This window comes from Pseudoalteromonas sp. SW0106-04, from assembly GCF_001293805.1.
GTDB lineage: Bacteria > Pseudomonadota > Gammaproteobacteria > Enterobacterales > Alteromonadaceae > Pseudoalteromonas > Pseudoalteromonas ruthenica.
Genome location: NZ_BCAI01000016.1, coordinates 41,199 through 62,576, shown reverse-complemented (window position 1 = coordinate 62,576; position 21,378 = coordinate 41,199). Strand labels below are relative to the sequence as shown.

The window sequence follows — 21,378 nt, the reverse complement described above, 5'->3', positions numbered from 1 at the left end:
CGATTAACACTCAATGATGTTTACCGCCAGACCGCCTCGAGCGGTTTCTTTGTATTTGGTTTTCATATCATTGCCGGTGTCCCACATGGTTTTAATCACTTTATCCAAGGAGACCTTTTGCTCACCGCTGCCGCGCATGGCTAGGCGTGAGGCATTAATGGCTTTAATCGCACCCATGGCGTTGCGCTCTATGCAAGGCACTTGCACAAGGCCGCCCACAGGATCGCAGGTGAGACCGAGGTTATGCTCCATGCCGATTTCAGCTGCATTTTCTACATGCACTACGTTACCGCCCATGATTTCCGTTAAGGCGCCCGCAGCCATTGAACAGGCCACGCCCACTTCGCCCTGACAACCCACTTCGGCCCCGGAGATAGAAGCATTCTTTTTATACAAGATACCAATTGCTGCTGCGGTCAGCAGGTAGCGCGTGGCGATATCGCGATCCACCTCTTTGATAAAGGTGTGGTAATACATGAGTACTGCCGGCAGGATACCTGCGGCGCCGTTGGTGGGGGCAGTGACTACTCGACCCCCAGCGGCGTTTTCTTCGTTCACGGCAAGAGCGAATAGGTCAACCCAATCCATGGCTCTAAGTGGGTCGTTATTGTTCTCAACATTTAACTTTAAATATAAGCTTGGTGCGCGACGACGCACCTTCAGACCGCCTGGCAGAATGCCCTCAGTACGCATGCCGCGTTCAGTACAGGCTTTCATCACCTGCCAAATATGAAATAACTCATCTTTGATATCAGCTTCGTCGCGCAAGGTCTTCTCATTGGCCATCATTAGGCTTGAGACGCTCAGGCCGGATTCCTTACAAAGCTCTAGCAGTTGCTGTGCGTTATCGAACGGGTAGGGGGCAGGATTTTGCTCACGGATATCCAGCGCAGCCTGCTTTTCCTTATCAAAGTCCTCGTCGCTGACGATAAAGCCGCCACCAATAGAGTAATACACTTGCGAGGCAATGCGCTCATCACCCTTAAAGGCAATAATCTCCATGGCATTAGAGTGCTTGGGCAAAGTCTTGCGGCGATGAAATACAATCGCCCCTTGCTTTGGAAACTTAGCCTGGTGGGTTTTATTGAGATAAATAACCTGCTCTTGCTCGATTTTGGCCAAAATATCGGGCACGGCGTCGGCATCGACCGTCTCTGGGTCGTACCCGGCCAGCCCTAAAATAACAGCTTTACCTGAGCCATGGCCAACACCGGTTTGACCCAAGGAACCAAACAGCTCTACTTTTACCTCGGTAACATCCTCAAGTGTGCCTTGCTCTTGCAGGGTTTGCACAAACAACCGAGATGCGCGCATTGGGCCTACGGTATGGGACGACGACGGCCCAATGCCAATGCTAAACATATCGAATGCACTGATCATAAAATCTATACTCACATTGCCTTTGAACGGGCGCCTATCATAACGTTAAACACCAGGGATGTAATCCTCTGTACACTAATTTTAGCTGATCGGACCAAGGCGCTTCGTAAAGCGCTCAATAATTCGCTCGGTCGCTCCCCACAGCAGACCATAAGGGGTTTTAAAAACGCGAAAGTGGAGATTTTTTTGTTGCCGCTCGACCTGCAGAGACTGCCAGTTTTGGGTTGCTAACAGTTCAGCCAGAGGCACAAAAAATGCGGCTTCGACCTCATTTTGATCAATTTGCCAACGGGCACCGGCGCGTAGCTGTGCTAGATACGGCGTAATACTCATATCATTGAGGGTGCTCACCTCATCGAGACGGCCGATGATGGTGACATCTTTGCTGTCTATATTTAGCTCCTCGTGTAGCTCTCTAAGGGCGGTGTGAGCAAGCGTCTTATCTTCGCGCTCTTGCTTTCCCCCTGGAAAGCACAGTTGGCTGGGATGATGGCGCAGATGGGCGCCGCGTTTACACAGCAACACTTGTGCTCCGTGCTCAGACTCTGAGAGCAGCATAACCACAGCGCTACGGCGCTTTGGGTGGGTTGGAACAAAGCTGGAGGGCGCGGCACTGAGATTAAACCGCGCAATAACCTGAGCGCATGAGAGCGCCGCATGGGGTGATTTTATCACGTCAATACCGGTAAGATTTTATTTACCTTATCGTAAGTCTCTTGGTACTCAGAGGCAACATCTGAGTCGGCAACAATGCCACCACCGGCCCAGCAATGTAGGGTATTGTCTTTGGCCACTAAGGTACGAATGGTGATACTGGTGTCCATATCACCGCAGGCGCTAATGTAGCCAATTGAACCACAATAGGCACTGCGCCGATGTGGTTCGAGCTCTTCAATGATTTCCATCGCCCGGATTTTTGGGGCACCGGTAATAGAGCCACCCGGGAATGCGGCCTTCAGTTGGTCGAGCGCCGTTTTGCCCTCAGCCAATTGCGACTGCACGGTACTGACTAAATGATGGACAGCGGGGAAGCTCTCTATGGCAAAAAGTGAGGGCACATGCACCGAGCCCGGTTTCGCAACCTTGCCGAGGTCATTACGCAGTAAATCGACAATCATGACGTTCTCGGCGCGGTCTTTGGGGGAGCTTGCCAACTGTGCTGCCAAGGCTTGATCTTTTTTAGGGTCACTGCTGCGCGGCAGTGTGCCTTTAATCGGTTTGCTTTCGACCTGATTGTGGTGCACTTCGATAAAGCGCTCTGGCGAAATGGATAAAATGCAGCCTTGCGGTAAACGCATAAAAGCAGAAAAGGGGGCGCTGTTGTGGCTGCGTAAACGGCGATAGGCTTGCCATTCGCAGCCCTGATATGTGGCACTGAAGCGCTGTGCCAGGTTGATCTGATAGCAGTCGCCGCTGCGCAAATAGTCCTGTATCTTTGTAAATTTATCGGCATATTGCGCTTGGCTCATATTGGAGGCCCAGTCACTGGTTAAGGCAAATTTACCTGCGTTTGCGGCGGCGGGTGGCTGCAGGTAACGCTGTAAACGGGCTTCGACATCCACCGTTGGCTGGGCAATATAATACCATTGGCTGGCCGCTTTATCGTAAATTAAAGCATCAAGATAAAGGCCCAGTTGCATCTGCGCCAAGGCAATATCGTCCGCCGCTAAGCTGGGTAGGCGCTCTAGGGTGCGTCCTAAATCATAGCCAAAGTAGCCAAGCCAGCCGCCACTAAAAGGCAGGTCATGCGCCGGGGATTGCGTGCACAGGCCAGCTAGACGTTGCTGCATATAGGCGAACACGTCCTGATGCAGCTCAAGGCCATCTAGGTATACCTTGTTGTGCTCGACGCTGAGCGTCGCTTCAGGCTCAATCACTAAGATATCGAAGCGGCTATTGACGTGCGCTGCACTAGCAGAGTCAAGAAAAACCGCTCCTTGGAGATGATGTAATTGTGCAAACACCTCACACGGCGAGGATGAAAGCGCCAATTTACGGCAATGTAATTGCGAATTTGTCATTATCTTCAACTCGAAGAACTAGCCCGAAACGGGCAGGGAGGTTATCATAAGTTACACTTTATCAGAAGACGCGGTCTAACCGTGCACACGTCACCGAGTCGTCGCACCGACTTATGTATTAACTGAAGGTGTGACCCAGTAGGAAGGATTAATCATGAGCACTATTCGCCAGCAAGATTTTATCGACAGCATTGCCGATGCGCTGCAGTATATTTCTTTTTATCACCCGCTAGACTTTGTTCAAGCTTTAGAAAAAGCCTATAACAAAGAGCAAAGCAAGGCGGCCAAAGACGCCATTGCGCAGATCCTTATTAATTCTCGTATGTCTGCCGAGGGCAAACGCCCACTGTGCCAAGATACCGGCATTGTTACTTGTTTTGTTAAAGTTGGTATGGATGTGCGGTGGGATCAAACCGACATGACGGTGCAGCAAATGGTGGATGAGGGAACTCGTCGTGCCTACACCAATCCAGATAACCCGTTACGTGCATCGATTGTTGCCGACCCTGCTGGCAGTCGAAAAAATACCAAAGATAACACCCCGTCCGTGGTGCACATTGATATGGTGCCAGGCAATGAAGTGGAAGTGATGATTGCGGCTAAAGGCGGCGGCTCTGAGAACAAAACCAAGATGGTGATGTTGAACCCTTCCGATGATGTTGCCGAGTGGGTAGAAAAAACCTTACCAACAATGGGCGCTGGTTGGTGTCCACCGGGTATGTTAGGTATCGGTATTGGCGGCACTGCGGAAAAAGCAGCGGTATTGGCCAAAGAGTCGTTGATGGACCCTGTGGATATTCATGAGCTGATCGAACGAGGTGCTGAAACGACAGAAGAGAAAATGCGCTTGGAGATTTTTGAGCGAGCTAACAAGCTCGGTATTGGTGCCCAGGGGCTCGGTGGTTTAACCACCGTCGTAGACGTAAAGGTCAAGACCGCGCCCACTCATGCGGCGTCAAAGCCTGTGGTGATGATCCCCAACTGCGCGGCAACTCGTCATGTGCACTTCACTCTTGATGGCTCGGGTCCCGCCGATTTGCAGCCGCCGAAATTAGAAGATTGGCCAGAAGTGACCTGGGAAGTAGGCGAAGACACTCGTCGCGTTAATCTTGATACCCTTAACAAGGGTGATATCCAAGACTGGAAGATGGGTGAAACCGTGCTGCTTAGCGGTAAAATTCTGACCGGTCGTGATGCGGCCCACAAGCGTTTGCAAGGAATGATTGAAAGCGGTGAAGGCTTGCCTGAGGGTGTTGATTTTACCAATAAATTTATTTACTACGTGGGCCCTGTGGATGCGGTGGGCGATGAAGTCGTCGGCCCCGCAGGACCCACTACCTCGACCCGTATGGATAAATTCACCGACGTGATGCTAGAGAAAACCGGCCTTATTGGCATGATTGGTAAGGCTGAACGCGGTCCAGCTACAGTTGCCTCAATAAAAGACAACAAGGCGGTATACTTAATGGCTGTTGGCGGCGCCGCTTACCTGGTCGCCAAAGCGATTAAAAAGGCCCGCGTGGTGGCATTTGAGGACTTAGGTATGGAAGCTATCTACGAATTTGAAGTGGAAGATATGCCGGTCACTGTGGCCGTGGACAGCGAAGGAGCAAATGCTCACACCCAAGGTCCAGCAATTTGGAAAGCAAAAATTGAAGAATTGGATGGTGCGTTGAAGTAATGCATCGGTTCGGTTAAGAAGGGCGCCCTGGCGCTCTTTTTTATGGAGTGAAACAATGACAACAATAAATTCTATCCTCAGTGTGATGTTGCTTGGCGGCTCAGCGCTGAGCGCCCAGGCTGAAGTACTCAGCGTTGAAAAACTAACTCAGCTCAATAAAGTGCACAGTGTAGCGGTATCCAGTGATGGAAGGCAGCTCGTTTACGGTGTAAAAACGCCCGAGGGCAGCGATTTATATCTGCAGCCCTTATCAGCAATGAGCAGCAGTTATACTGGCTCGGCCAATTTAGCGAAAGCGACACGGTTAACCTATGACAGCAGCAGTGAAACAGCGGTACGCTTTTCTAGCGATGGCCAAGCTATCTACTTTTTATCATCCCGATCGGGCTCCAATCAGCTGTGGCGACTACCCCTTAGCGGCGGAGAGGCGCGCCCCGTCACCGACTTACCTGTGGATATCGAGGGTTACACCTTAAGTTCTGACAACCAATCCGTGGTACTGAGCTTAGATGTGTATCCCGATTGTGATACCTTAGCGTGCACTATCGAGCGCGATGCCAATCCACCGGCCCATAACGGCCAAGTCTATGACAGTTTAATGGTGCGGCATTGGGATCACTGGAATGACGATAAAGTACGTCATCTATTTAGTGCTAAACTTGCTGACAAAGTGATCACCGACGCTAAAGACATCACCCCACAGTGGCAAACCGATGTTCCTGCTAAGCCTTTTTCCGGCATGGAAGAAGTGGCAATTAGCCCCGATGGCACCAAGGTGGTTTTCAGCGCTAAGGTTAAAGCCCCGGATAACGCTTGGAGCACAAACTTCGATTTATTTGAAGTGGCTATCGAAGGCGGCTCTATTCGCAACCTCACCGAAGCAAACAAAGCCTGGGATGCAGCGCCGCAGTTCTCCGCTGACGGCCGCTACCTTGCCTATAAAGCGACGATAAAACCTGGCTTTGAATCAGACAAGTTCACTTTGCAGTTGCTAGATTTGCGCACTGGTGAGAACAAAGCACTGGCACCGCAGTGGGATCGCAGTGTGAGCAGCTTCCAATTCGGTGCGAATGGCCGTGCTATTTATGCCACCGCCAAAGATTTAGGCCAGACCAGCTTATTTGAAATCAGCACCGGGTTTGGCGATATCCGTAGCGTGTTCAGCGATGGCTATGTCGGTGACGTGCAGGTCGTAGGCGAGCAAATCGTGTTTTCTCGCCATGCTCTGAATTCACCGAAAGAGCTCTATCGTATTAATCGCGATGGCAGCGGCTTAATGCAGTTAAGTGATGTCAATAAAGAAAAAATGGCTGATGTGACTTTAGGTGACGTAGAGCAATTTAGCTTCAGCGGTGCCAACGATGAACAAGTATACGGTTATCTTGTTAAGCCGGCCCAGTTCGATGCCAACAAGCGCTATCCACTGGCATTTTTAGTCCATGGGGGGCCGCAAGGGTCGTTCGGCAATATGTTCCACAGTCGTTGGAATGCTCAGCTTTGGGCGGCGCAAGGCTATGGCGTAGTGATGATAGATTTTCACGGCTCGGTGGGCTATGGCCAAGCGTTTACCAATTCTATTTCCCGCGATTGGGGAGGTAAACCGCTGCTAGACCTACAAAAAGGTCTCGATTACGTGGGCGATAATTATGTCTGGTTAGACATTAACAACGGCTGTGCCCTCGGTGCCTCCTACGGCGGTTACATGATGAACTGGATTGCCGGAAATTGGCCTAAAGGCTTTAACTGTCTGGTTAATCATGCGGGCTTGTTTGATATGCCAAGCTTCCATCAAAGCACCGAAGAATTGTGGTTCGCTGAGCATGAGATGGGCGGCCCGTTTTGGGCGAAAGACGGGGATTACAGTAAGTATAACCCGGCTAACTTCGTCGCCAATTGGCAAACACCGATGTTAGTGACTCAAGGCCTTAAAGACTACCGCGTACCATATGCGCAAAGTTTAGGGGCGTTTACCACCTTGCAACGCAAGGGCATCGACTCGCGGCTGGTGGTCTACCCTGAGGAAAATCATTGGATCCATAACCCTGATAATTTAATTCACTGGTATCAGCAAGTATTTGCGTGGATGGCAAAGTACACCCAGCCACAGAGCGAACAATAATAAGTTCTGCTCTGACCAGTTAAGGGCGTCGCCAGCGATTAGACTGGCAGCGCCCGTCCTCCTTGAAACTCGACATTCCCGCCCAGCGTATTAAAATATTTACATAGGTGTTGCCGTTAACGTAAACGTCAGATGGGCGTGGATAAAGGTGGTACATAGGGTGATTGGTTGTAGTTTAAAGTTCGTTAATTTAACCATATTTTGAATTAAATATTCACTTACTGTTCTATGTGTGAATAGAAATTCAACCACAAAGGAAATGCGTGGTTTTATCATCTTATATAGTGGTAAGGCACAGCACTTAGTGATAGAGTCTGCGGCAATTTCAGCGCACCCAAGTAGGGTAACAAGTTCGGAGAATAACAGTGGCTGTTTTTAATCAAGTTGATTTCGATAACCACGAGCAAGTGGTTTTTTGTAGTGATAAAGAATCAGGCCTAAAGGCAATTATTGCCGTACACAACACTAACCTAGGCCCGGCTGTGGGCGGTTGCCGGTTGTGGAACTATGCCAGTGATGAAGAAGCCGTTACCGACGTACTACGTCTTTCCAAAGGCATGACTTACAAGAACGCTGTGGCGCGTTTGCCTTTCGGTGGCGGTAAATCTGTGATCATCGGCGATGCAAAAAGCATTAAATCAGAAGCACTATTTCGTGCTTTTGGTAAGCAACTAGAGCGTTTAGGCGGAAGCTACTATTCTGCTGAAGATGTCAACATCACCACCGGTGATGTAATGATGATGCACCAAGAAACAAACTATGTAATGGGCTTGGAAGGTAAAAGTGGTAATCCATCGCCGTTTACTGCTTTAGGTACTTTCCTAGGTATTAAAGCGGCTTTTCAACACAAGCACGGTCATCAAAACCTTGAAGGTGTGAAAGTGGCGGTACAGGGCCTAGGCGCTGTGGCCTACGACCTATGTAAACATTTGCATAACGCTGGCGCAGAGCTATTTGTGACCGATATTAACGAGCAGTCGGTAGCGCGTGTAGTCAATGACTTCAATGCCACAGCTGTGGGCATTGACGACATTTATGACCTGGATGTGGATGTATACGCACCTTGTGCGCTAGGAGCGACTATTAATGACAACACCATTCCGCGTATTAAGGCTACGATCATTGCCGGTTGTGCTAACAACCAGTTAGCGGAGCCTCGTCATGGTGAGATCATTCGTGAAAAAGGCATGCTGTATGCGCCAGACTACGTTATTAACGCCGGCGGCATCATCAATGTCTATTACGAAACCAAGCCACAAGGCTATAATGCTGACGATGCGACTAAGCACGTTGAAGGCATCTTTGATACTTTGTTGGAGATTTTCCAACGCTCGGAAAAAGAGCAGGTATCAACGCATGTTATCGCTGATAAACTGGCAGAAGAGATCATCGCTCAGGGTCTTTAGTACTCAGCGTTTAGGCGCATTTTATTGCTCCTAATACCAGATTAAGGCATGCTCTTGGGCATGCCTTTTTTGTTGTCGAGTAGATAATGCCTTATCCCGCCACGCAAGTGGACCTCCAGCAATGGCCGCGTGCACAGCACTTTGCCTTTTTCAAAGATTTCCACCAACCTTACTTCAATGTGTGTGTGCGCCTAGACGCACGGCTGTTATTTGCATACTGCCAAGCGCAGGCTTTGTCTTTTTTTAGCGCTTACATTTATTTGGTGCACAAAAGCGCGCAGCAATATTGGCCAATGGGGCTACGTATTGTCGATGATCAGCCTGTGCATTATCAGCAAGTGACGATGAGTGTGGTGCAACTGGCCGAGGATGACAGCTTTCGCTTTAGTTATCTCGATGACACGCCATGTTATACAACTTATACCCAGCGTATGCGCGAAGAAAAAGCCCGTGCTGCGTGTGAGCCTTTGTTTAGTGAGGCTTTCGCGCACACCGAAGGGCGCGCCGATGTGCTGCATGTATCGGTATTGCCGTGGTTGCAATTTAGTAGTTTTTCTCACGCTACTTGTTTGGGTGCTACTCACGGTATTCCTAAAGTGGTGTTGGGGCAATATGATAAAGTTTCAGGTTGCATGCCTTTAGCCCTGGATGTGCATCATGCACTGATGGATGGTCTGCATAGTGCAAAATATATTCAAGTATTGCAGGAAATGATGCATAATCCTTCGGATTATTTGTGATTTAAATGTAAATATTTAAACATTAAATTTACATTTGTTCCCTTTATAGATCTATAGTGAGTATTCCCACATACGGGACATGATAACGGTAGAGGGAACAAAGATGAAATTGAACATCATACTCACCGGCATAGCCTGCGCCGGTGCAACAACACTATTGAGCTTTTCGGTGCAGGCAGAGCATGCCCAGTTACCCGAGCGCATTGTTGCTAAGCAAGATATGGCGCTGATTGATTTACACAGCGAAGCGCTTATTGCCGATGAACAGTTTGTTTTTAATAACGCTCTGGCAGCGCGGGATTGGACTAATTTCTTCGCTGGGCTCAATAGCGAATTACAAGCAAAGCAAGAAACGATACTGCATTTCGCTGGCTACGCCAGTATCAACCCAGAGCTGTTATTAGCATTAATGGAGCAGCAGAGCCAACTAGTCACGAACCCCACTGCCGAGGCAATGCAAAGGCCTTTCGCTGATTTGAGTGATGAAGTCGGATTTGAAGCGCAGCTTCGCGATGTCACTAACCGGCTCAGCCATACCTTTTATGCCTATAAACGCTTCGCACAAAGCAGCCAGCAATTTAATCAAGATGTCGCCAGTTTTGCGCTGGTCGATATGTTTATTATGCGGCAAAAGCCGGTGGGTCCGCGCCGCCCGCGTAAGGGTAAGAAGATCACCGCGTTGATGAGTGCCTATGAGGTTGTGACCGGGAAACCATCAATACAACTGACGCAAAAGCAGGTATCAGCCCCACAGCGCCAAGCGCTCAGTGCGCAGCCTCACGCTCAGGTAGCTTTTCGTATGAATCTTCCGTGGCCAAGGGGCTATGCATGGTTCAGTGGGGGGGCACACTCTAACACCGGCTCTGGATATCCGTACTCCTCGTTAGACTTTAATAATGGCTCTGGAGGATGGGGCAGCAATACACCTTGGGTGCAAGCGGCCCATGAGGGCACTGTTACACGTTATTCGCAATGTAATATTCGCATCACTCACCCAAGTGGCTACGCGACCAACTACTACCACATGGATGCGTTGCAATTTTACTCCGGTGATTATATATCCGCAGGGAGTTGGATAGGGCGCTATGCTAACAATCAAAGTACTGCGCTGTGTCAGGGTGGTCAGTCAACGGGACCACATGTGCATTTTTCACTGCTGTATAATGGCCAATATGTGAGCCTACAAAATCGCTATATTAGTGGTTATCGTATTGATGTGGGTAATTACAACTATGACTATAATTGCTACAACTTTTACTTTGAGCGTAACGGTTATAAAACCTGTGCGTGGCAGCGCCTGTATCGCTAGTGCGAACGGATAGCGCCGGTCTACGGCGCTATTTACATTATCTTCACTAAAGGTTTATATTTAAATTCAAAAGGTTAAGTTCTTATTGAAGGGCGTTATAGTGCCTATTGTTATTAGTTGTAAGCGATTTGGCTCAAGCTAATTGTTATTTTATGTGTTTGAAGTAGAATAAAATTTAATAATAAAAAAAAACGTAGGCGCGCTGCTGTGAAAATCATCCTTTATTTAGCTATTTCACTGTTAAGCCTAAGCAGTTTCGCCAATCAAGTCCCCAAAAACATTCCTAGTAATGTTCCCCTAAGTCACTACTTTGCCGAAACCTGGGATACCCGTGATGGTTTGCCTCACAACAGTGTTAATGCCCTAGCTCAAACTCCCGATGGTTATGTCTGGGTAGGTACATGGGAAGGTGTCGCCCGTTTTAATGGCCGTACTTTTAAGCTTTTTACTCGCGGCGTTCTCACCGGGTTGCCCGATTCAGGGATCCGCAGCCTCAATGTCGATAAAGCGACTCAGCAGCTCTATGTAGCTGGTTCTCGGGGTGGGATCAGCGTGGTCAAGCGCGAGCGTTGGCAAGCACTTAAACCGGCACAAACGATGGTGAATTTTGCCGTGCGCAGTGGTGATGGCGCCTTATGGCTGGCGCTAGAAGATGGCGGCTTGGTGCGCAGAACACAACAGAGCGACGAGCAAAATTTGCTGCCTAATGTCAGTGCCTATCAAGTCTTCGAGCAACAAGAAGGGCGAATTTGGGCAGCAACAAATAACGGCCTTTATTACTATGAAGATGGAGCCATGCATAGTGCTGACAGTGATAATAGCGCTATTACCGGCGCCATTTATTCGTTGGCTGAAGACCGAGATGGGGCGTTATTGGTTGGCACCGAGCAGGGTGTATGGCGTTATGTGAATAACGAATTTACGTTGCTACATAACGCTCTCGCAGACGATTCTGTGTCGAGTATTTTGGTTGATTTTCGTGGTGACATTTGGCTTGGCACCATCAATCAAGGGGTATTTCGCTTCAGCGAGTATGGTCTGGAAAAGTTGGATGCCAATGTTGGCCTACCAAGCAATCGCATTTTATCGCTGCTTGAAGATAATGAACACAGTATTTGGATTGGCACCAATGGGGGACTTTTTCGCTTGCGCCAAGCACCCTTTACCACCGTCAATACCGCACGTGGGCTCTCAGGAGATTATGTGCGTAGTGTGCTCTCGCACACTGATGGAGCGCTCTACATTGGTACCAGTAACGGTTTAAACCGCTACACCCAAGGACAGGTGGAGCAAATTTCATCTCCTCTGGATGCGCCCATTTCTGTACTTTCACTCACGAGTAGCCAACGTGGTGGTGTGTATGTCGGTACCTATACCAGCGGGTTGATGTATTTTGACGGCCAACGTCTGACAACAGTGATCAACCGGGATACGGGTCTGCCGAGCAACGAAGTAAGGGCCCTTCACGAGCAAGCTGACGGTACGTTATGGATTGGCACTGCGGGTGGCCTTGTGCGTATGAAAAACGCCGAAGAAGTAACAACCTTGACCGACAAACAAGGTTTGCCCGGTAACTTTATTATGGCGCTGGCGCAAGATAAACAACAGCGACTGTGGATAGGCACCGGGGTCGGTGTTGCTTTTTATCACCAAGGGCAGTTTACCACCTTGCCGTTGCGCGAGCATTTCGATGCCGACTACGCATTTGGGTTTTTAGTTCAGGATGATACGCTGTGGATGGCCACCGATCGCGGGCTGCTCCATTATGATTATCAAAGTCATCGTCTGCGCAAGCTCGGTCGAGAGCAAGGGTTACCGGTTGATAAGCTGTTTGCCGTTGTAAATGATAAGTATGATCACTTGTGGCTTTCCAGTAACCGAGGTGTGATCCGCATAAGTCAAGCTCATGTGATGGCTTCCCTTGATAGCGAAGATGCACAATTAGAATTCACCTTATTTGATGAAGGTGATGGCATGCTTAGCTCACAAGCCAACGGCGGCTCCCAATACCCAGCAGTGCGCCATCATGATGACAGCGTTTGGATTGCGACAGCGCGTGGTGCAGCGGTGGTCGACCCAGCGAAGTTGGTTCGTATGGCCAGTGTCTCACTGCCGGTGAGCATCGAGAGTATTGGTTTTGACGATGAGCAAGGCTTTCTACCTAACCTTGATAAAACGTCGTTAACGGTGCCTTCAGAAACAGACCGTTTATCTATTACCTATGCTGGTTTAGGCTTTATTATGCCGGAGCGCATTGAGTATCAAACTAAGCTCAAAGGCTTTGATAATAACTGGATAAATCGCGGTAACCTCACACTGACCGAATACACTAATTTACCGCCCGGTAATTACGAGTTTCACGTGCAGGCGCGTTATCCTTATAGCGAATGGCCCGCATCTGCGGCACGCTTTCATTTCACCATTACCCCTAAGTTTTGGCAAACACTCAGCTTTAAAGTCGTAATGATTGTGGTGTTAGCACTGGCATTATTTACCCTATATCGTTTGCGCTTTTTACACCTTAAGCGCAGCGAAGCTCAGTTAAAGTTAAGGGTGCAGGCGCAAACTCGCAGCCTAGCCGAGCAAGCTAAAGCCTTTGAACATCAAGCGACGCATGACCAACTCACCGGGGTGGCGAATCGTCGTGCCTTTGACAAATGGTTGATAGCGCATTTTGAGCAAGCTAAGCAGCAACAACAACCTCTAAGCTTAGCGATCATTGATATTGATCACTTCAAAAACATCAATGATAAATACTCGCACATGGTCGGGGATAAAGTGATCACCGAAGTGGCCAACCTCATTCATCATTGTGCGCCGCAAGAGGCGATGTTTGCTCGCTGGGGTGGGGAGGAGTTCACATTGCTACTGCCAGGGTTCAGTGTACATGAGGCGCAAGTCTGCGCCGAGCGTATTCGGGTATTGATATCCGGCCATGATTACTCGGCGCTTGCCGATGGTGTGCATATTACCGTGAGTATCGGCGTTGCCGACAGTCAAGGCGCACAGGACTATGACCGAATGCTCGCCCAAGCGGATAACGCCCTATATCAAGCGAAGCAGGGCGGCAGAAACCAAGTCGTGGTGTACCAAAAGCCAATGCTCTAGCGGATATCCACAAGCTTACTGGCTTTTTTATATTGAATTTTAAGGCCACTCCACGCCGGTAACTCCCAGCGCTTGGGTGGGTCTTTGCGCTCGCCGCTGTGGTAATGGGCGATTAACCGCTTAGCGCGAAAGTGATATTCGATGTTGAGTACCATACTCGGGAGCGTGACTTGCAAGGGAAAGCGCTCATTAAAGTCTTTCGCATGCCAAGGGTCAATGCCCTGATAGTGCAGATCATCGGTCTCGATTAACTGCAGATCTTCTTGGCTTTGCACACCCAGAGAATGTAAACGCTCAGCGATAAAGGTATCGGCATCCATATCAATGGCTGGTTGTTGATGGTAAGCCTGATACAAATTATGCTGAGCAATAGCCTGCGATATCCGCTCATAGCTGCCGGCGAATAACTGGTTGTCACGCATCAGGGCAACCACGCTGGCGCTTAGGTGTTGGCCATCGACGCGCTGATGCCTTGACCCTAACTCGACTCCCGCATAGCTGTGGATAATATCAGCACGAATTTCTCCCTCCGGGCACTGCTCGTCAACATACCAATAACACTGGCCTAAGGTGGTGTCGTAAGGAACAGCTTGGCGCACTTGGGATAATTGCATTGGCGCACACATAGTCGCTAAGGTGTCGGCGTGCTTTTTACCGCGCCCGGCTAAGGAAAATGTTGCCAGTACCAGCGCCGCATTGCTGTTGTGTTGAAGCAGGGAGCTTTTTGCAGGACGCACTTCATCTTCGCCATTGGCGAAGCTGCCACGGCGATTATCGCGTTTTACATGGACACAGTGTGGGTTTAGCTCGGCGATGGCCTCGACTAGGGTGGCATGTTGGTATCGCGCTGCTTTATCGAGCTCTGGTAATTGATAGGCATGGCGTAAATAGTTGGCATAGGTGCGCGCTTCGCTAAGCGCCTCGCTATTGATAGTGAGTATGTGCTGTGCAGCACCGCCACGGACCACGGCGATATGCAGCGCGAGGTCGCACAGGGCATACTGCTCACCGAGTTGCGCTTGCAGTTGTTCACGCTCACTGCTGCTTGGCGGCGAAAATAGCGCCGCTGGGGTGGCGATGGCGGCGGCCAAGTCAATCATTGCTTGGCGCAATACATTGCTGGGCATGTTGTGGATCAGCATACCTAAATCAGCATCCACAGGAAGTGGGTAAATGGTTTTACCCAACGCCGTGGCCAAGCCGTCTGCGGTTACGGCCCCTAAGCGTTGTAATTTTGTCATCGCTCGTTGCAAAGATGAGTCCGGCGGCGCGGTTAGCAGCGGTAAATCATCCACGGCAATACCGGCGCAAGCACTGGCTAGCACGAGTTCGTCTAATGCTTCACGTTCCACCTCTACCGGCGTGGTGCTGAGCAAGGGCGCATGCTCACCAAATAAGCGAATATACAGCCCAGGCGCGATGCGTCCACAGCGGCCCATACGTTGGCGCATGGAGTCTTGAGCTATGGCGTCAAGGCCGAGTACGGTTTTCCCCTTGCGAAGATGCGTGCGGCGCTCAAGCCCGGAATCGATAACGCATTCGACCCCAGGCACGGTGAGCGAGGTTTCGGCCACGTTAGTGGCAAAAATAATGCGTCGCAGCGGCCCTTGGCGCAGCGCGCGCTGTTGCTCATTGAGTGGGCTGGAGCCATGTAGAGAAATACATTCAGCGGGTAAGTCCTGACAGGCGCTGACGCACGCGGCTATCTCGGCGCGACCAGGTAAAAACACCAAAATATCAGCACCACTGTTATCCAGCGCATAGACACAGGCTTGGCGCACACGCGCCGCTAAATCTTGGGAGCTGGGCATCGCTCTGGCGTCGCTGGCGAAGGTGTAGCTGCTGATAGGGTAGGTACGGCCATGGCTTGTGAGCGCTTTGGTGGTGAGATAAGCGCTTAAAGCACGGTCATCTAAGGTCGCGGAGGTGAGTATCAGGCGGTGCTCGCCATGGTGTTTCAACAGCGCCAAGAGTAAATCGGTATCCCAGCGGCGCTCGTGAAACTCATCCAGCATGACCACGTCAAAATCAGCGAGCTGTTGCTCGAAAAACCACCTTAGTGCGACCCCAGGGGTGGCAAACACAACCTGGGTTTGGGCCGCCATTTTAGCCTCAAAGCGAATCGCGTAGCCGATGCTTTGTCCTGGTTTTTGCTGGCATTGCTCAGCCAAATAGTTCGCCAACGAGGTGGCCGCGATACGCCGTGGTTGCACAACCAAAACACGCCCTTGTGTGCTTGCCCATAGCGGTAAGTTGGTGGACTTACCGCTGCCGGTTGGCGCATGCACGATTACATTTTGCTGCCTAAGTGTTGATAAAAACTGATCTTTTATTGCCTCGATTGGTAATGTCATGGGATACAAATAATGTTGTTTAAGCTTGTAGAGGAATTGAAAATTAGCGCCAGCGGTCATATTAACATGTAATAGCGCCAAGGAATTACCCGATGTTAAACCTGATACTGTTGATTTTTTTAATTGTGTTTGTGGTAGCGTATTGGCAATGGGACCATGTCCGCCTCAAGCGCTGGCAGCGACAATACCATGATGCCGGGCTCAGCCAGGAGCAGCAGATTTTTTTGCAGCGGGCTATGCCCATTTATAACGCCATGACCGATGCCGATAGAGCCAAGCTTGAGCGTCATATCTGTTGGTTTTTGGGCGAAAAGCGGTTTCTCGGTCGCGATGGTTTAGAGGTTAATGAGGCGATGAAACTGGTGGTGGCCGCCGATGCCTGCCTGTTGGTGCTCAATAAACCTTGGCCTTTGTACCCTAATGTTAAAGAAATCTTGCTCTATCCCAGTGCTTATTACGCCAATGTCACCCAGCGTGATGTCGCCGGTTTGGTGAGCTATCATCAAGTGGTGCGTGAAGGCGAGTCATGGCCCGGTGGCACCTTGGTGCTGAGCTGGCACGATGTGCTCGAGGGTAATCGCCTCCCGGAAGATGGCCATAACTTGGTGTTTCACGAATTTGCACACCAGTTAGATCAGGTAACAGGCAGCACCAATGGTACGCCGCAGCTAGCAAATAAGGCTGCATATCAACGCTGGGGCGAGGTGTTCTCGCGTGCTTTTACCAAATTAAAAAGCCATGTTGCTTACAATATGCCCCATGTAATGCACAGCTACGGGGCCACCAATGAGGCTGAGTTTTTTGCTGTGGCCACCGAAACCTTTATCGAAAAACCCATGGCGATGCGGCAGTTTGATGCTGAGCTATTTCATATCCTCAAAGATTATTACCAATTCGACCCCAGTGACTGGCAAAGACACTAAAAGTGTAAGCGTTCCAAGGCAACTTATTACTTAAATGGTCAGGAAAAAAGATCAAGCTTAACTCTAGGTAGCTAATGTTGTTTTTTGTTAACATCCGCATCGAAGTGACAAAGGTGTTAGTTAACTAGCTATCACTACAGGGTTACTTCTAGGGATGGAATTTGTCGTTGGGATGCGATTAGCCTTTCTATGGCAGTGACTCTGCGCTCTCCCTACAGCTGTTATGCCAGCAGTCAAAAGATGCGGGTATACGCTGAAGATTTGTTCTCTCCTGGTAATGCTAATAATTAAATAAAGGGAAATAACATGATGAAAAAAACACTGCTAGCACTGGTTTTAGCCGGTACTTCATTCGCTTCTCAGGCTAATTGGCAAGCGGGTGTAGGCTATGTAAATCTTTCTGACAGTGAAGGTGGTGATAGCATCAGCCTTAACGCTTTGGTTGGTTCTTTAGGCTACAAATTTAAAACAGGTGACAACTTTTACCTTGTACCTGAGTTACGTTTGGGTACAGGTGTTGGTGATGACGAGTTATACGGAGCTAAAATTGAAGTAGAGAGCTTTACGGCTCTATCACTTCGTGGTCAATATGACCTTGAGAGCGGCCTGTATATCTACGGCGCTCCTTCATACGCTAACCTAGAGGTTAAAGCATCGGCTTACGGCGAATCTGCCTCTGAAGACGAATGGGAATTTGGCTTAGGTGGCGGAGTTGGTTATAACTTCAGCAACGCTATGCTAGCTGAGCTGTCATACGAACAGTTTGATGGTGTGGATGTGGTTAGCCTTGCTGTGAAGTTTGACTTCTAAGTCACGCTAATCATGCTAACAGCGACAGACCAGAGGGTCTGCGCTGTTGGCTTGCTACCTTTTACTTTAGCCTCAAGTTGGTCAACGACATTGCCATAGCTTGCAATCTTGCTCACTTAACAGCGATACTCGCAGACTTGCTATTCCATCCCCCATTTTTGCTTATTAAACCCATGTTACTTCCACTTTTATACGGTTTTTGTTTTAGTAGGTAATGATAATAAATAAATAGAATAAGAGACCCACAAATGAAGACTCCACTATACAGTGCTTTAGCACTGGCGGTTTCGCTGGCTTTACCGGTCAGCGCCGAGCAAGAAGAAAAACAACAATGGCAAGTAGATGAGCCTCAGGGTGAATTTGTTGATGCCAACATCAACGTCACTCAAGGTACCTGGATGAATGTCGATGTCAGCCCCGACGGCCAGACCTTAGTATTTGATTTGCTTGGTGATATTTACACCATGCCGATAAGCGGTGGAGAGGCGACACTGTTGACCTCAGATATTGGTTGGCAAATGCAGCCTCGCTTTAGCCCAGATGGCAAGCATATTGCGTTTACCTCAGATCAAGGCGGCGGTGACAATATCTGGATTATGAACATCGATGGCTCGGAGCAAACGCAGGTGACCAAGGAGTCATTTCGCTTGCTTAACAGCCCAGCATGGAGCCCCGATGGCGATTTTATAGTTGCCCGTAAGCACTTTACTGCAAGCCGCTCATTGGGTGCCGGGGAAGTATGGATGTATCACAAAGCCGGTGGCTCGGGCGTGCAGCTAACAGAGCGCCCCAATGATCAGAAAGATTTAGGCGAGCCGGCATTCTCACCGGATGGCCGCTATGTATATTTCTCACAGGATGCCACCCCAGGTAAAACCTTCCATTACTCCAAAGACTCGGTACAGGGCATCTACAAAATTAAGCGCTATGACCGCGAAACAGGTGACATAGAAACCATTTTAAGCGGCCCCGGTGGTGCAATCCGGCCCACGCCTTCTCCCGATGGCAAAACGTTGGCCTACATCAAGCGTGATGATTTTCAAAGCACCCTGTATTTATACGATTTAGAGTCGGGCAAAGAAACCAAGCTGTACGATAAGCTTGAGCGTGATATGCAAGAGACTTGGGCAATTCACGGGGTGTATCCTAGCATGGCTTGGACGCCTGACAACGAGTCATTGGTGTTTTGGGCCGGGGGTAAAATCCATAAGCTTGACGTGCAAAGCGGTGAGAGTTCAGAAATCGCTTTTGCAGTAAACACCAGTAAATCCATCCAAAAAGCGGTGCGTGTAACCCAGCAGTTAGACTCCTCAGAATTTGACGTAAAAATGCTGCGCAATGTGCAGGTATCACCCGACGGTGAAACCGCCATCTTTGAGGCCATGGGTCATATTTACAAGCGCGACCTTGAATCAGGTAAAGTGCAGCGCCTAACACGCCAAGACGATCATTTTGAATTCTTCCCGACCTTTTCTCGCGACGGCAAAAAGATTGCCTACGTCACCTGGGATGACGAAAAACAAGGCAGTGTTCGCGTGGTTTCGGCGCGCTCAGGTCGCGGTGATACGCTGACCTCTCAGCCGGGTAAATATGTCGAGCCAGCGTTCAGTCCCGACGGAGAAACCGTGGTATTTAGAAAGTCTTCGGGTAGCAGTTTACTTGCCCCGCAGTGGTCGTTGAAAGCAGGTATCTACGCGGTGGATAGTGATGGTGATGAGCAGCCAGAGCTTATTACTGAACATGGCTATCAGCCACAGTTTGGTAAAGCCAACGACCGTATCTATGTGATGAGCCCGTGGCCAAAGCCGACCTTGAGTGTGGTTGAGCTGGAAAGTAAAAAAATCCGCAAACTGTATGAATCTGAGCATGCCACTGAGTTTCGTATTTCACCAAACGGAGAGTACTTGGCGTTTGCTGAGCGTTTTAAAGTGTTCGTGACGCCTTTTGTTGAACGTGGCAAAACCATTAATATCGGCCCTAAAGACAGCCAGTTCCCAATAGAGCAGTTATCTGTGCGTGCTGGTGAAAATATCAGTTGGAGTGGTGCAAGTGATAGGCTTTACTGGAGTTTAGGGCCCGAGCTTTATCATGCCTCACTGGCGGGTATTTTTAATATTCAAAGCGATGAGAACGCCGACTTTAAAGTAGACAGTGGCGATAATGTTGGTTTTAAACAAACCATGGCAGAGCCACAGGGCATGATAGCGCTGGTGGGAGCAAAAGTGATCACCATGCAGGGCGATAAAGTCATTGATAATGGCGTGGTGCTGACCGATGGTAAGCACATCAAAGCGGTTGGCAGTCAAGACCAGGTAGAGATTCCACAAAATGCTGAAGTGATTGATGTCAGTGGTAAAACCATTATGCCGGGGATCATCGATGCGCACGCGCATGGCGCTCAAGGCAGTGACGAAATTATTCCAGAGCAAAACTGGAAAAACCTAGCCGGTTTATCCCTGGGAGTCACCACGATTCACGACCCCAGCAACGATACCACGGAAATTTTCGCTGCCAGTGAGATGCAAAAGGCCGGTAAAATCGTTGCACCACGTATTTTCTCCACAGGGACCATTCTATACGGAGCAAACATGCCGGGGTATACCTCCCATGTTGACTCCCTTGATGATGCGAAATTCCACCTTCAGCGCCTGCAGAAAGTCGGTGCGTTTAGTGTGAAGTCGTACAACCAACCGCGTCGCGATCAGCGCCAACAAGTGATTGCAGCCGGTCGAGAGCTTGGTATGATGGTTGTCCCTGAAGGGGGTTCTCTGTTGCAGCATAATCTGACCATGGTGGTTGATGGCCACACCACGATTGAGCACTCCATTCCGGTTGCTAATATTTATGATGATATTCGCCAGTTATGGTCGCAAAGTGATGTTGCCTACACCCCTACGTTGGGCGTGGCTTATGGCGGTATCTGGGGGGAGAACTACTGGTACGATAAAACCGATGTGTGGAATCATCCACGGTTAAGTAAATTTGTGCCCAAGAATCAGTTGCTCCCGAGAGCGATGCGCCGTACCAAGGCGCCCGATCATCACTACAACCACTTTAACAATGCGCGGGTTGCAGCACAGTTGCAAGACCAAGGGGTGCTGGTGAATGTTGGCGCGCATGGTCAACGTGAAGGCTTAGCGGCGCATTGGGAAATGTGGATGTTTGCACAAGGCGGCATGAGTCCGTTAGAGGTGATCCGCACAGCCACCATAGATCCGGCGAAAACCTTAGGTCTAGAAAATAACCTGGGCTCGCTAGAGGAAGGCAAGTTAGCGGATCTCATCGTCATTGATGGCGACATCTTAAGTGATATTCGTCAAAGCGATAAGGTACGTTACACCATGATCAATGGACGTTTGTTTGATGCTGCAACCATGAACGAAGTCGGCGAGCCGGCACGCGCTCCACTGCACTTCGAATAAGTCCTGTCGCAGCAATGCTACTTGAGCCCGTCATCGACGGGCTTTTTTGTGGGTATCGCTTCGCTGCAGATAAGCATTAAGTGCTGCAGGGTACAAAGTGACTGG

Annotated in this window: 13 protein-coding genes; 9 read left to right on the top strand and 4 right to left on the bottom strand. The window is 49.6% G+C overall.

All coding sequences use genetic code 11. The annotated features are described in order from the left end of the window. Positions 1–3 precede the first annotated feature (3 nt). The 3 genes from W04_RS16080 to pabB all read right to left on the bottom strand — a co-directional run bounded on the left by W04_RS16080 (position 4) and on the right by pabB (position 3,401). Positions 4–1,380, bottom strand: a complete 1,377-nt coding sequence (locus W04_RS16080) for an L-serine ammonia-lyase (RefSeq protein WP_022944049.1) — start codon at positions 1,378–1,380, stop codon at positions 4–6. Between the two features lie 81 nt (positions 1,381–1,461). After that, complete coding sequence (locus W04_RS16075) at positions 1,462–2,055, bottom strand: CoA pyrophosphatase (protein ID WP_053911583.1); 594 nt, start codon at positions 2,053–2,055, stop codon at positions 1,462–1,464. Then, entirely contained in the window at positions 2,052–3,401 is a 1,350-nt protein-coding gene (pabB, locus tag W04_RS16070; protein WP_053911582.1) for an aminodeoxychorismate synthase component I, read from the bottom strand. The genes W04_RS16075 and pabB overlap by 4 nt, the downstream gene beginning before the upstream one ends. Positions 3,402–3,555: 154 nt before the next feature. Between pabB and W04_RS16065 the strand changes: the two genes are divergently transcribed. From W04_RS16065 to W04_RS16040, 6 genes are all read left to right on the top strand, one after another. Then, positions 3,556–5,082 carry a fumarate hydratase gene (locus W04_RS16065; RefSeq protein WP_053911581.1) on the top strand — a complete coding sequence of 509 codons (1,527 nt, stop codon included), beginning with the start codon at positions 3,556–3,558 and terminating at the stop codon, positions 5,080–5,082. Between the two features lie 55 nt (positions 5,083–5,137). Then, positions 5,138–7,201: a S9 family peptidase gene (locus W04_RS16060; protein ID WP_053911580.1), complete on the top strand. Its 2,064-nt coding sequence runs from the start codon at positions 5,138–5,140 to the stop codon at positions 7,199–7,201. 365 nt (positions 7,202–7,566) lie between these two features. Further along, positions 7,567–8,607 carry a Glu/Leu/Phe/Val dehydrogenase gene (locus W04_RS16055; protein ID WP_045978088.1) on the top strand — a complete coding sequence of 347 codons (1,041 nt, stop codon included), beginning with the start codon at positions 7,567–7,569 and terminating at the stop codon, positions 8,605–8,607. A gap of 86 nt (positions 8,608–8,693) precedes the next feature. Then, on the top strand, positions 8,694–9,347 hold the full coding sequence (locus W04_RS16050) for a CatA-like O-acetyltransferase (RefSeq protein ID WP_053911579.1): 654 nt from the start codon (positions 8,694–8,696) through the stop codon (positions 9,345–9,347). A gap of 103 nt (positions 9,348–9,450) precedes the next feature. After that, positions 9,451–10,656 (top strand): M23 family metallopeptidase, encoded by a 1,206-nt coding sequence (locus tag W04_RS16045; protein ID WP_053911578.1) that lies wholly within the window; start codon positions 9,451–9,453, stop codon positions 10,654–10,656. Positions 10,657–10,863: 207 nt separating this feature from the next. Next, complete coding sequence (locus tag W04_RS16040) at positions 10,864–13,764, top strand: ligand-binding sensor domain-containing diguanylate cyclase (RefSeq protein WP_053911577.1); 2,901 nt, start codon at positions 10,864–10,866, stop codon at positions 13,762–13,764. Here the strand turns inward: W04_RS16040 and W04_RS16035 are convergent. Further along, positions 13,761–16,118, bottom strand: coding sequence for a DEAD/DEAH box helicase (locus W04_RS16035; RefSeq protein ID WP_053911601.1), 2,358 nt, complete (start codon positions 16,116–16,118; stop codon positions 13,761–13,763). The genes W04_RS16040 and W04_RS16035 overlap by 4 nt on opposite strands. Positions 16,119–16,210: 92 nt before the next feature. Between W04_RS16035 and W04_RS16030 the strand changes: the two genes are divergently transcribed. The 3 genes from W04_RS16030 to W04_RS16020 all read left to right on the top strand — a co-directional run bounded on the left by W04_RS16030 (position 16,211) and on the right by W04_RS16020 (position 21,273). After that, positions 16,211–17,041, top strand: coding sequence for a M90 family metallopeptidase (locus tag W04_RS16030; protein ID WP_053911576.1), 831 nt, complete (start codon positions 16,211–16,213; stop codon positions 17,039–17,041). A gap of 306 nt (positions 17,042–17,347) precedes the next feature. After that, on the top strand, positions 17,348–17,851 hold the full coding sequence (locus W04_RS16025) for an outer membrane protein (protein ID WP_045978085.1): 504 nt from the start codon (positions 17,348–17,350) through the stop codon (positions 17,849–17,851). 248 nt (positions 17,852–18,099) lie between these two features. Further along, positions 18,100–21,273 carry an amidohydrolase family protein gene (locus W04_RS16020; RefSeq protein WP_053911575.1) on the top strand — a complete coding sequence of 1,058 codons (3,174 nt, stop codon included), beginning with the start codon at positions 18,100–18,102 and terminating at the stop codon, positions 21,271–21,273. Positions 21,274–21,378 lie beyond the last annotated feature (105 nt).